Origin of the sequence: Neorhizobium sp. CSC1952, assembly GCF_030378245.1 — a bacterium.
GTDB lineage: Bacteria > Pseudomonadota > Alphaproteobacteria > Rhizobiales > Rhizobiaceae > Neorhizobium > Neorhizobium oryzae_A.
In genome coordinates this window covers 1369399-1380869 of sequence record NZ_CP128416.1, presented here as the reverse complement: position 1 = coordinate 1380869, position 11471 = coordinate 1369399, and the positions used below count along the sequence as shown (strand labels likewise).

Here is an 11471-nt window from a genome sequence, read left to right as displayed (position 1 = left end):
AGAACGAGGGAAAAGCCATTTGATTTGCGCTGAGATACGCGGTGAGACAAAGCCCATGGCAACAGGCAGGACATTCTGATGGGCGCCTATATCATCCGCCGTCTCCTGCTGATGATACCGACGATCGTCGGCATCATGGCGATCTCCTTCCTCGTCGTGCAGTTCGCGCCGGGCGGCCCGGTGGAACAGGTGATCGCCCAGATCCAGGGCCAGAATGCCGGCGACCGGCTGTCCGGCGGCGGTGATACCCTCAACCAGGGCGGCGGGGGAGAGGAGTCCCGGTACCGCGGCGCCCAGGGTCTCGATCCCGAGTTCATCAAGAAGCTCGAACAGCAGTTCGGCTTCGACAAGCCGCCGCTGACGCGTTTTCTCGATATGATGTGGAATTACATCCGCTTCGATTTCGGCGAGAGTTTCTTCCGCAACACGTCGGTCCTGGATTTGATCATCGACAAGTTGCCGGTTTCGATCTCGCTCGGCTTCTGGATTCTCATCGTATCCTACCTGATCTCCATCCCTCTCGGCATTCGCAAGGCGGTGAAGGACGGGTCGACCTTCGACGTCTGGACCTCCGGCGTCATCATCATCGGCTACGCCGTTCCGAGCTTCCTTTTCGGCATCCTGCTGATCGTGCTCTTCGCCGGCGGCTCCTTCCTCGACTGGTTCCCGCTGCGCGGCCTCGTCTCGGACAATTTCTCCGAACTCTCCTGGTGGGAGAAGATCGTCGACTATTTCTGGCACCTGACGCTGCCGCTGATCGCGCTGTCGCTTTCCGCCTTCGCGACCACGACCTTGCTGACCAAGAACTCCTTCATCGACGAGATCAAGAAACAGTATGTGACGACCGCCCGCGCCAAGGGCCTCAACGAGCGGCAGGTGCTTTACGGCCACGTCTTCCGCAATGCCATGCTGATCGTCATCGCCGGCTTTCCGGGCGCCTTCATCTCCGCCTTCTTCACCGGCTCGCTGCTGATCGAGAACATCTTCTCCCTGGATGGGCTGGGAAGGCTCGGCTATCTCGCGGTCATCAACCGCGACTACCCGATCGTCTTCGGCACGCTTTACATCTTCTCCCTGATGGGCCTCGTCGTCAGCCTCGTCTCGGACCTGATCTACACCTGGATCGACCCGCGCATCGACTTCGAGCGGAGGGATGTCTGATGGAGGCGCCCGTCGCAAAGACTGCCGCAGGGATCGCTCCGCCGCGGAAGCGTCCCTGGATTTCGCCCACCAATCGACGGCGGCTCGCCAATTTCCGGGCCAACAAGCGGGGTTACTGGTCCTTCTGGATCTTCATGGTCCTCTTCGTGCTCAGCCTGTTTGCGGAATTCATCGCCAACGACCGGCCGATCGTCGCCTCCTACAAGGGCGAGATCCTCTATCCGGTCTTCGTCGATTATCCCGAGGAGAAGTTCGGCGGCTTCCTGGCGACCACCGACTACCGCTCGGACTTCATCCAGCAGGAGATCGAGGCGAACGGCTGGATGATCTGGCCGCCGATCCGCTATTCCTACCAGACGGTCAATTCCAACATTCCCCATTCGGCACCCACGGAGCCGTTCTGGCTGATGGAGAAGGAGGACCGCTGCAAGGCCTATCCGCAGGGCGACCAGGACCCGAACTGCATCCTCGGCAACTTGAACTGGCTCGGCACCGACGACCAGGCGCGCGACGTGACCGCCCGGATGATCTACGGCTTCCGCATCTCGGTCCTGTTCGGCCTCGCGCTGACCATCTGCTCGGCCCTCATCGGCGTCACGGCCGGCGCGGTCCAGGGCTATTTCGGCGGTTGGACGGACCTGCTGTTCCAGCGCTTCATCGAGATCTGGTCGTCCATGCCGGTGCTCTACATCCTGCTGATCATCGCCTCGATCCTGCCGCCCGGCTTCTTCATCCTGCTCGGCATTCTGCTCTTGTTCTCCTGGGTCGGTTTCGTGGGCGTCGTGCGGGCGGAATTCCTGCGGGCGCGCAATTTCGAATATGTCCGGGCGGCCCGCGCGCTCGGCGTCGGCAATTGGACGATCATGTTCCGGCATCTTCTGCCGAACGCCATGGTCGCGACGCTGACATTCCTGCCGTTCATCCTGTCGGGTTCGATCGCGACGCTGACCTCGCTCGACTTCCTCGGGTTCGGCCTGCCGCCGGGCTCGCCGTCGCTGGGGGAAATGATTTCGCAGGGCAAGAACAATCTTCAGGCGCCGTGGCTCGGCTTTACGGCCTTCTTCACCATGTCGATCATGCTGTCGCTGCTGATCTTCATCGGCGAAGCCGTGCGCGACGCCTTCGATCCCAGAAAGACGTTCGGGTGAGCAAAGGTCGTATTCCGGCAGGATTTGCGCTAGACTAGCGAGAGAGCCAAGCGAGCGTCGCGTCATGAACAAAATCGTCAGAGAGCATTATCCGGTTGCCAACCTTCCCGAGGATTTGCGGGAGGGATTGGAGAAGGATGCGACGGTTAGGGTGGTTATTGAAGAGCAGCCGCCGGAGCAAGCCCGACCATCTGGCTTCCTGGAGCCTGAATACATTGCCTCTCTCCCGAAGACTCCTTTGACGAGAGAAGAGCTGAGGAAGATGATCCAGCGCATCAGGGCACAGGATAGACCATCGGTGTCTACGGAAGAGGCTGTTGCCCGCATTCGCGAATTGCGGGACGAATGGGATTATTGATGGCGAGCATCGATCGTATCTACCTTGATACGAATGTCTTCGTTCTGGCGTTCGAAAGAAAGGATAGGTCCGGGGCTATTTTGTCGGATCTGTTCTTTAATGTTGAAAAGGGCTCGATGCCTCTCTTCGTGACGAGCGAGTTGACCCTCTCCGAGCTCCTTGTCATCCCGTATAGAAATGGCGATGCGGAGCTTGTCGAAGCCTATGCGGTATTGCTTCAGAATGATGACTGGCTGGAAGTCGTGCCGGTCAAGCGGCCCGTTCTGATTCAGGCAGCGATGCTGAGGTCCCATCGGAAAGGCCTAAAACTGCCAGACGCCATCCACCTTTCCTCGGCATCCGGCGCCGGATGCTCACATTTTTTGACTGCAGATATGGGTATCAACGCCCAGGTTGCCGAACAGGAAGGGCCTCTCACCGTCCTTCGTCCGGACGAGCCGACACTCACCTCTCTCATCGAAAGCCTTGCCCGATGACTGAACCGCTACTTTCCATCCGTGATCTGTCCGTCGCCTTTCACCAGGGCGGGGACACGTCGCTTGCGGTCGACAAGGTCTCTTTCGACATCCTTCCGGGCGAGGTGATGGCGCTGGTCGGCGAATCCGGCTCGGGCAAGTCGGTGACGGCCAATTCCATCCTGAAGCTGCTGCCCTATCCCTCCGCCAGCCATCCCTCGGGCGAAATCGTCTTCGACGGCAAGGACCTGTTGAAGGCTTCCGAGCCGGAGTTGCGCCGCGTGCGCGGCGACGACATCACCATGATCTTCCAGGAGCCGATGACCTCGCTCAATCCGCTCCACACGATCGAGAAACAGGTCGGCGAGATCCTCGAGCTGCACCACGGCATCACCGGCCAGACGGCCCGCATCCGCATTCTGGAACTGTTGAACCAGGTCGGCATCCGCGAGCCGGAAAAGCGGCTGAAAGCCTATCCGCACGAGCTTTCCGGCGGGCAGCGCCAGCGCGTCATGATCGCCATGGCGCTCGCCAACCGCCCGAAGCTCCTGATCGCGGACGAGCCGACGACGGCGCTCGACGTCACCGTCCAGGCGCAGATCCTCGATCTCCTGCGCGGCCTGAAGGGCGAGCACGGCATGTCCATGCTGTTCATCACCCATGACCTCGGCATCGTCCGCAAGTTCGCCGACCGCGTGTGCGTCATGACCAAGGGCAAGATCGTCGAGACCGGCACGGTCGAGGATGTCTTCGCCAATCCGCAGCATGCCTATACCAGGCATCTGCTTTCTTCCGAACCGCGCGGCGAGCCGCCGCCGCTCGATCCTTCCAAGCCCGTTGTGATGGAAGGCAAGGAGATCCGCGTCTGGTTTCCGATAAAGAGCGGCCTTCTCCGCAAGGTCGTCGATCACGTGAAGGCCGTGGACGGCGTCGATCTGACGCTGCGCGCCGGCGAGACGCTGGGCGTCGTCGGGGAATCCGGATCGGGCAAGACGACGCTCGGGCTGGCGCTCGCCCGCCTCATCTCGTCGCAAGGCCGCATCGCCTTCATCGGCAACGAGATCGACAAGTTCTCCTTCAAGGAGATGCGGCCGTTCCGCGACCGGCTGCAGGTCGTCTTTCAGGATCCCTACGGCTCGCTCAGCCCCCGCATGTCGGTGGGTGAAATCGTCGCGGAAGGCCTGAAGGTCCATGAAGGCGGGCTTTCCGCCGATGAACGCGACGAGCGCGTCGCCTGGGCGCTGGCGGAAGTCGGTCTCGATCCGGCGACCCGCTGGCGCTATCCGCACGAATTTTCCGGCGGCCAGCGGCAGCGCATCGCGATCGCCCGCGCCATGGTGCTGAAGCCGCGCTTCGTCATGCTCGACGAGCCGACCTCGGCGCTGGACATGACCGTGCAGGCGCAGGTGGTCGATCTGCTGCGCGACCTGCAGAAGAAGCACGATCTCGCCTATCTCTTCATCAGCCACGACCTCAAGGTGGTGAAGGCGCTTGCCAATCACGTCATCGTCATGCGGCTCGGCAAGGTGGTGGAGGAAGGCCCGTCGGAGCAGATTTTCCGGGCGCCGAAGGAAGATTATACCCGCGCGCTGATGGCCGCCGCCTTCAATATGGAAGCGGTCGAAACCGCGGCCGTCAGCCAGTAATCGTCAAAGATCAGTCACTGAAGGCCAAATCACTGAAGGTAGGTTCATGTCTGCGAAAAACACGGTGGTCGTCGATCTCAAGTTCGAACGCCGCGAGGTGGATGCCGCGCTCGCCGATGCTTTTGCGGGGCGGACCGTGTTGCGCGCCTCCGATCCGGATGTCGATCTTTCGGAAGCGCGCTACGCCGTCATCTGGAAGCCTGAGCCGGACCTCTTCCAGCGGGCGCCGAAGCTGGAAGTGCTGTTTTCGGGTGGTGCGGGCGTCGATCATATCCTCGCCATGCCCGGCCTGCCGGATATCCCGGTCGTCCGTTTCGTGGACGAGAGCCTGACGACCCGCATGAGCGAATGGGTGGTCCTGCAGGCTCTCAGCCACTTGCGGCAGGTGCCGGCCTATCTGAAGCAGCAGCGCGAGCGTCAATGGCGGGAGCTTTCGCAGCCGGAGGCGAAGGACCTCACCGTCGGCGTCATGGGCCTCGGCGTCCTCGGCCTGGATTCGGTCAGAAAACTCAAGGTCATGGGCTTCGACGTCGTCGGCTGGTCGCGCAGCAGGAAGACGATCGAAGGTATCGAGACCTTCGATTCCGGCGGGTTAGATGCCTTCCTGGGCAGGACCGATATTCTGGTCGGCCTGCTGCCGTTGACGCCGGATACGCGCGGCATCTTCGATGCCTCTCTGTTTTCCAGGCTGCGCCAGGGCGGCGCGCTCGGCAAGCCGGTCTTCATCAATGCCGGCCGCGGCGGCAGCCAGGTGGAGGCCGATCTCGTCGCGGCGCTGGAAAACGGCATTCTCGGCGGTGCCTCGCTCGATGTCTTCGAGAAGGAGCCGCTGCCGGCGGACAGCCCGCTCTGGGCGATGGAGAATGTCATCGTCACGCCGCATGCCGCTTCGGCTTCCGACGTGCGGGCATTGTTCCGCAACGCCGAGGCGCAGATGGACCGCTACGAGGCGGGAGAGCCGCTTCAGCACCTGGTGGACCGCAAGACCGGTTACTGAGCCCGTCGGAACATTCGTTTCCCTGAGATCGTTTCCTGTGCATGAGCCGGCGTATTCCGGCCTTCACAAGGAGCGAAATCATGAATACCCGTTTCGATCCCAAGGACGCCGGAAACCGTGATCCGAACAGGACCGGCTCGCCGGCCGAGGAGCCGATGAGCGCCACCGAGGCTCGGCAGGGACGCTGGGGCATGCCGGTGCTGATGGTGCTGGTTGCCGGGCTCATCCTCGCCATGCTCGCCTGGGGCGGCGCCGAATGGTGGGGTGAGGCCACCGCGCCGCCGGCCGAGCAGACCGCGACGCCGCCCGCGGGCAGCACGACGCCTCAAAATCCTAACGCAGCGCCGAGCGCCGATCCCGCCACGCCTCCGGCTCCCACGCCGCCCGCAACGGGCGCGCCGGCCAACAACAACCCGTGAGCCCGTGACTTGGGTGTCCTCCGGCCGCGATCCGTCGCGGCCGAATTGCGGCTGGACTTCATCCGGTTTTTTTTCGATAAAACTGCCCGGAGGTTGAGCAGCCGTTGCCTCCAGCGCATCTCAGTCGGCGGAGCCGGTCCTTGAAGGATCGGGGCAGGGGCAGGCATGACCAAGACCGATATCGCAACCAGGGTCTACAACCACACCTGGAAGCTTGACCCGATCATTCGCAGCCTGATCGATACGGACTTCTACAAGCTCCTGATGCTGCAGATGATCTGGAAGCTCTATCCGGATGTCGACGCGACCTTTTCGCTGATCAACCGGACGACCAGTGTGAAGCTGGCCGAGGAGATCGACGAGGGAGCGCTGCGCGAACAGCTCGATCATGCCCGCACGGTCGGCCTTTCCAAGAAGGAGATGATCTGGCTCGCAGGTAACACCTTCTATGGCCGCAAGCAGATCTTCGAGCCGGAATTCCTGAACTGGCTCTCCACCTACAAGCTGCCGGAATACGAGCTCTCCAAGCGGGACGGCCAGTACGAGCTTACCTTCCACGGCAAGTGGACCGATACGACCATGTGGGAAATCCCCGCGCTCGCCATCATCAACGAGCTGCGTTCGCGGTCTGCCATGCGTTCGCTCGGCTACTTCACGCTTGACGTCCTTTATGCCCGCGCCAAGGCGAAGATGTGGGAAAAGGTCGAGCGGCTGCGCATGCTGCCGGGCCTGCGCATCTCCGACTTCGGCACCCGGCGCCGCCACAGCTTCCTCTGGCAGCGCTGGTGCGTCGAGGCGCTGAAGGAGGGTATCGGCCCGGCCTTCACGGGCACCAGCAACGTGCTGCTTGCCATGGATTCCGATCTTGAAGCGGTCGGGACCAACGCGCATGAACTGCCGATGGTCGCCGCGGCTCTGGCTCAGACGGACGAGGAGCTGCGCAATGCCCCCTACCAGGTTCTGAAGGACTGGAACCGTCTCTATCACGGCAACCTGCTGATCGTCCTGCCGGATGCCTTCGGCACGGCCGCTTTCCTGCGTGACGCGCCGGATTGGGTGGCCGACTGGACCGGTTTCCGTCCGGACAGCGCGCCGCCCATCGAGGGCGGCGAGAAGATCATCGCCTGGTGGAAGAAGATGGGCCGCGACCCGAAGAGCAAGCTCCTGATCTTCTCCGACGGCCTGGATGTCGATGCGATCATCGACACCTACAAGCATTTCGAAGGGCGGGTGCGCATGAGCTTCGGCTGGGGCACCAATCTTACCAACGATTTCGCCGGCTGCGCGCCCCGCGAGATCGCAGGCCTCATGCCCATTTCCATCGTCTGCAAGGTGAGCGAAGCGAACGGCCGCCCGGCCGTGAAACTCTCCGACAATCCGCGCAAGGCGACCGGCGATCCCGCCGAGGTGGAGCGTTACCTGAAATTCTTCGGCCAGGAAGACCGGATCGACCAGGCGGTGTTCGTCTGATCCGGTGAAAACGAAATCAGGCCTCGCAGGGATATCTGCGAGGCCTGATCTCCGTCGATTGGCTGGCCTTACTGGATGACCTGGACAACGGTATGGGTCTGCGGATCGACGATCACGCGCTGATCGTTGACCACGGTATAGGCATATTTCGGATTGCTCGGAACCGGCGTCACCACGACGCTCTGCGGGATCGGCTTTCCGACGGCAATCGGCTGCTCTACCGTGACCGAGGTCGAAGCCGGTTGCTGCTCGACATAGGTGACGACCTCGCGCGGCGGCGGGTCGAGTGCCGTACCTGCGATCGCACCGGCAACGCCCCCGACTGCCGCGCCGACAGGACCGCCGACGATCGCACCGGTGACGGCACCGCCTGCAGCGCCGTTGACCGTGCCTTGCTGCGCGCCGGCCTGGGTGACAAATCCGGCGGCGAGAATGGCGAGGGAAGTAACAATGATCTTTTTCATGGGGTTTCTCCGTTCGTTGAACTTCCGAATGGATAACCCTTCAATTTTTAGCTTGTTCCCCTTGGCCGCTCACCTTTCGTGAGCGGGTGAAATCTTGGGAGAGGGCGCGTTTCACAGCGTAGAAAGCAATGAAACCTGCGACTTTGTCCGAAAATCCGACGTTTCAATCCCGCCCTATGCGGGGCGTGAGGAAGCCCGTCTTGCGTTTGTACTGCCGGTATTCGTCCGCCAGTTGCGAGGCCTCGAAATTGCGCTCTTCCATTCTCGCGGCGGCCACGTAGAGGATCGCGAAGAAGATCACCGGAAAGGGCGACCAGATAGACCAGCAGGCAACCGCCCATCCGGTCCAGAACATCAGATAGGAACTGTAGAAAGGATGGCGGAGATAGCGATAGGGGCCTTCCGAGACGATGCCGTGCGGCAGGGCGGGGTCGAAGGCGAAGCGCAGTCTCGCCCGGCGTGAAGCCCAGATCGCCCACCAGAAGAGCGCGGCAGCGGCGATCTCCAGGATGAGGCCGATGACCTGCGCCCAGAGCACCTGCGGCTGTGTCCAGCTCAGATAGAGGAAAAGCACTGCGGTCAGGATCACGCCGGCGGATACGAGCCGGGCCTTCCAGGTCATGCCGGCGGACGTGAAGTGGTTCTTGAGCGACCAGGTATAGAAGCCGATGATCGTGAGACTGGTAATCGTGATGACGGCATCGAATATGGTTTGCATATAGATTTATCCCCGCAGCCCGCCGGAAGCTAACGGTCCATTCATTCTGTTGCAAGGCGGAACGGTGCGTCTTTCCGGTGCTTAAGGGTTTCTTTGCGAAAGAAGCACAGGCTGCCGCAAACAACAGCCGATGACGGCGGGCGGCAGCGTGAAGCAATGGAACGTAGAATAGATACCCGGCACGGGCGCATCCATGTGAGCGATACGGAAGGCAAGGGCCTGCCGTTGCTGCTCCTGCATGGTTCCTCCACCTCCCGTCACGTTTTCGCGCGGCAATACCATCCGAGCCTTCTGGAGAAGGCGCGTATCCTGGCGCTGGACCTGCCGGGACACGGCGAATCCGACGATGCGCGGGATCCCGATCGCGTCTACACGCTGACCGGTCTCGTCGATGCCGTGGAGGAGGTTCTCGCCAATCTCGGCATCCGCCGTCTCGTCGTGCTCGGCTGGTCGCTCGGCGGCCATCTTGCGATCGAGATGATGGCCCGCAGCCATTCGGTCGAGGGGATCCTGATCGCCGGAACGCCGCCGGTCGCTCCCGGCCTGATCGGCATGCTGCGGGGGTTTCATCCCTCCTTCGACCTCATGCTTGCCTCGAAGCCCAACTGGTCGGAGCGGGACGTGGATCGCTTCGAAGGAGCCTGTTTCGGCCACGCCGCCACGCCGGATATCCGCAAAGGGATCGTCCGCGCGGACGGCCGGCTGCGGGCGGTGGTCTCCCGAAGCCTGATGCACGGCGACGGCCACAACCAGCGCCGCGTCGTGCTGGAAGCCGGCGTCCCGGTGTTCCTGGTCAACGGTGCGGACGATCCGTTCATCCGCCAGAGCTATATGGCCGGTTTCGATGATCATGCCCGCGACCGTCATGTCGAAGTGATCGAAGGCGCCGGCCATGCGTCGTTTCTCGAAAGGCCCGAACCTTTCAACGCGATCCTGGAGCGTTTCCTCGATACGGTCGCCGCAAGACGCGCCATGCGCGCACCGCGCGTGGCGTCGTCCTTCTGAGGCGTCGCGATCAAAAAAGCGGCATCGAAGCAGCGGTTCCCATTGCCAAGCGCCGGCTGGAATCTATTTGCCTCCTTAGACCCGGGAGGATTTTGGCCGTGGAATACCGTTTCCTGATCGTCGAAGACAGCTTGCTGGTGGCGATGGATATCGAAGACGCGATCCACCGGAGCGGCCATGACGTGGTCGGCATTGCGCCCGATATGAAGATGGCGCTGAATTACACCCGCGACACCGATATCGCCTTCGTCGACGTCCGGCTCGCCGATGGCGAAACCGGTCCCGAGATCGCGCGCGCACTGGCCGAATACGGCATCGTGGTGATCATGATCACCGGCAATCCCGGCCTGGTGGCGTCCGATTCTTCGGGCATCCTGGGTGTCATGCCGAAGCCGCTCACCGACGAGGCTTCGATGGACCTGATCCAGTTCGCCGTCGACCGCAAGAACGGCCGGCCGGGAACGCCGCCCGCAAGATTGCGGCTTTTCCATTGAAATCTTGCCTCTTCTGCGGTCGAAATAGCTGTCCAATCCCGGGATGACGGTTTATGGGATCGGCTACAGATCGCAGCGGGTTCATAGATGCGTTATTTCATTACCGGGACGGCAGGCTTTATCGGTTTCCACGTGGCGCGGCGCCTGTTGGAGGAGGGCCACGAGGTTCTGGGCTTCGACGGCATGACGCCCTATTACAGCCTGCGCCTCAAGGAGGCCCGCAACGCCGCGCTGGCGCAGTTTCCGGCATTCCGTCCGGTTGTCGGCATGCTGGAGGACAAGCCGCTCCTCGAAAAGGCCGTCGCCGGTTTCAAGCCGGATGTCCTGATCCACCTCGCTGCCCAGGCCGGCGTGCGCTACAGCCTCGAAAACCCCAAGGCCTATCTGGATTCCAATCTGGTCGGCTCCTGGAACATCCTGGAAATCGCGCGAAACCACGGGATCGGCCATCTCATGCTGGCCTCGACCTCCTCCGTCTACGGCGCCAATCCGGACGTCCCCTTTCGCGAAACCGACAAGGCCGATGAGCCTTTGACCTTCTATGCGGCGAGCAAGAAGGCGATGGAACTGATGGCCCACAGCTACGCGCATCTCTACAAGGTCCCGACCACCGCATTCCGCTTCTTCACCGTCTACGGCCCCTGGGGCCGGCCGGACATGGCGCTCTTCAAGTTCGTCAAGGCGATGATCGAGGATCGCGAGATCGAGATCTATGGCGAAGGCAGGATGAGCCGGGACTTCACCTATATCGACGATCTGGTGGATTCGATCGTCGACCTGTCGCGGATCCGGCCCGGCGAAGACAACCGCGTCGCCGGGATCGACACGCTGTCCCATCAGGCGCCGTTCCGGGTGGTCAATATCGGCGGCGGCCAGCCCGCCGGTCTTCTCGATTTCATCGAGACCATCGAGCGGATCATGGGGAAGCCCGCCAAGCGCAAGATGCTGCCGATGCAGAAGGGCGACGTGCCGAGGACCTTTGCGAGCCCCGATCTTCTCGTCGCGCTCACCGGCAGGAAGCCCGAGACGGGCCTGGAAGAGGGCGTGAAGGCCTTCGTCCAGTGGTATCTGGACCATCGGGACGAGATCGGCTGATCCAATGCGAAGCCGGTGACGCTGGGAATGTGGTGGAGGGC

General features: G+C 62.1%; 13 protein-coding genes. 11 read left to right on the top strand and 2 right to left on the bottom strand.

Features of this window, described 5'->3' with window-relative positions; translation table 11 throughout:
• Positions 1 to 78 precede the first annotated feature (78 nt).
• The 8 genes from QTA58_RS07130 (at position 79) to pncB (ending at position 7654) form a co-directional block, all read left to right on the top strand.
• Entirely contained in the window at positions 79 to 1161 is a 1083-nt protein-coding gene (locus QTA58_RS07130; protein WP_289672232.1) for a microcin C ABC transporter permease YejB, read from the top strand.
• Positions 1161 to 2309 carry an ABC transporter permease gene (locus QTA58_RS07125; RefSeq protein ID WP_289672231.1) on the top strand — a complete coding sequence of 383 codons (1149 nt, stop codon included), beginning with the start codon at positions 1161 to 1163 and terminating at the stop codon, positions 2307 to 2309. Before QTA58_RS07130 ends, QTA58_RS07125 begins: the two co-directional genes overlap by 1 nt.
• Before the next feature lie 64 nt (positions 2310 to 2373).
• Positions 2374 to 2667: a hypothetical protein gene (locus QTA58_RS07120; protein WP_289672230.1), complete on the top strand. Its 294-nt coding sequence runs from the start codon at positions 2374 to 2376 to the stop codon at positions 2665 to 2667.
• A complete protein-coding gene (locus tag QTA58_RS07115; protein ID WP_289672229.1) occupies positions 2667 to 3143 on the top strand; it encodes a PIN domain-containing protein in 477 nt (158 codons plus the stop codon). Before QTA58_RS07120 ends, QTA58_RS07115 begins: the two co-directional genes overlap by 1 nt.
• Positions 3140 to 4768 (top strand): ABC transporter ATP-binding protein, encoded by a 1629-nt coding sequence (locus tag QTA58_RS07110; RefSeq protein WP_289672228.1) that lies wholly within the window; start codon positions 3140 to 3142, stop codon positions 4766 to 4768. Before QTA58_RS07115 ends, QTA58_RS07110 begins: the two co-directional genes overlap by 4 nt.
• Before the next feature lie 46 nt (positions 4769 to 4814).
• Positions 4815 to 5765, top strand: coding sequence for a glyoxylate/hydroxypyruvate reductase A (locus QTA58_RS07105; protein ID WP_289672227.1), 951 nt, complete (start codon positions 4815 to 4817; stop codon positions 5763 to 5765).
• Positions 5766 to 5920: 155 nt separating this feature from the next.
• Positions 5921 to 6184 (top strand): hypothetical protein, encoded by a 264-nt coding sequence (locus QTA58_RS07100; protein ID WP_234811210.1) that lies wholly within the window; start codon positions 5921 to 5923, stop codon positions 6182 to 6184.
• Between the two features lie 165 nt (positions 6185 to 6349).
• A complete protein-coding gene (pncB, locus tag QTA58_RS07095; protein ID WP_289672226.1) occupies positions 6350 to 7654 on the top strand; it encodes a nicotinate phosphoribosyltransferase in 1305 nt (434 codons plus the stop codon).
• 68 nt (positions 7655 to 7722) lie between these two features.
• Here the strand turns inward: pncB and QTA58_RS07090 are convergent, their stop codons facing one another.
• On the bottom strand, positions 7723 to 8118 hold the full coding sequence (locus QTA58_RS07090; protein WP_085421965.1) for a DUF1236 domain-containing protein: 396 nt from the start codon (positions 8116 to 8118) through the stop codon (positions 7723 to 7725).
• 163 nt (positions 8119 to 8281) lie between these two features.
• Positions 8282 to 8836 (bottom strand): isoprenylcysteine carboxylmethyltransferase family protein, encoded by a 555-nt coding sequence (locus QTA58_RS07085; RefSeq protein ID WP_085421966.1) that lies wholly within the window; start codon positions 8834 to 8836, stop codon positions 8282 to 8284.
• Between the two features lie 156 nt (positions 8837 to 8992).
• On the opposite strand from QTA58_RS07085, the gene QTA58_RS07080 reads away from it, so the two are divergent.
• The 3 genes from QTA58_RS07080 to QTA58_RS07070 all read left to right on the top strand — a co-directional run bounded on the left by QTA58_RS07080 (position 8993) and on the right by QTA58_RS07070 (position 11430).
• On the top strand, positions 8993 to 9841 hold the full coding sequence (locus tag QTA58_RS07080) for an alpha/beta hydrolase (RefSeq protein WP_289672225.1): 849 nt from the start codon (positions 8993 to 8995) through the stop codon (positions 9839 to 9841).
• 98 nt (positions 9842 to 9939) lie between these two features.
• Positions 9940 to 10335, top strand: a complete 396-nt coding sequence (locus QTA58_RS07075) for a response regulator (protein ID WP_085421968.1) — start codon at positions 9940 to 9942, stop codon at positions 10333 to 10335.
• A gap of 87 nt (positions 10336 to 10422) precedes the next feature.
• Entirely contained in the window at positions 10423 to 11430 is a 1008-nt protein-coding gene (locus QTA58_RS07070; RefSeq protein ID WP_289672224.1) for an NAD-dependent epimerase/dehydratase family protein, read from the top strand.
• Positions 11431 to 11471: the final 41 nt, after the last annotated feature.

Coding starts and splice junctions, on each gene's coding strand:
- QTA58_RS07070 (WP_289672224.1), top strand. CDS start 10,423: ATGCGTTATTTCATTACCGGGACGGCAGGCTTTATCGGTTTCCACGTG.
- QTA58_RS07115 (WP_289672229.1), top strand. CDS start 2,667: ATGGCGAGCATCGATCGTATCTACCTTGATACGAATGTCTTCGTTCTG.
- QTA58_RS07100 (WP_234811210.1), top strand. CDS start 5,921: ATGAGCGCCACCGAGGCTCGGCAGGGACGCTGGGGCATGCCGGTGCTG.
- QTA58_RS07120 (WP_289672230.1), top strand. CDS start 2,374: ATGAACAAAATCGTCAGAGAGCATTATCCGGTTGCCAACCTTCCCGAG.
- QTA58_RS07085 (WP_085421966.1), bottom strand. CDS start 8,836: ATGCAAACCATATTCGATGCCGTCATCACGATTACCAGTCTCACGATC.
- QTA58_RS07110 (WP_289672228.1), top strand. CDS start 3,140: ATGACTGAACCGCTACTTTCCATCCGTGATCTGTCCGTCGCCTTTCAC.
- QTA58_RS07105 (WP_289672227.1), top strand. CDS start 4,815: ATGTCTGCGAAAAACACGGTGGTCGTCGATCTCAAGTTCGAACGCCGC.
- QTA58_RS07130 (WP_289672232.1), top strand. CDS start 79: ATGGGCGCCTATATCATCCGCCGTCTCCTGCTGATGATACCGACGATC.
- QTA58_RS07125 (WP_289672231.1), top strand. CDS start 1,161: ATGGAGGCGCCCGTCGCAAAGACTGCCGCAGGGATCGCTCCGCCGCGG.
- QTA58_RS07080 (WP_289672225.1), top strand. CDS start 8,993: ATGGAACGTAGAATAGATACCCGGCACGGGCGCATCCATGTGAGCGAT.
- QTA58_RS07090 (WP_085421965.1), bottom strand. CDS start 8,118: ATGAAAAAGATCATTGTTACTTCCCTCGCCATTCTCGCCGCCGGATTT.
- pncB (WP_289672226.1), top strand. CDS start 6,350: ATGACCAAGACCGATATCGCAACCAGGGTCTACAACCACACCTGGAAG.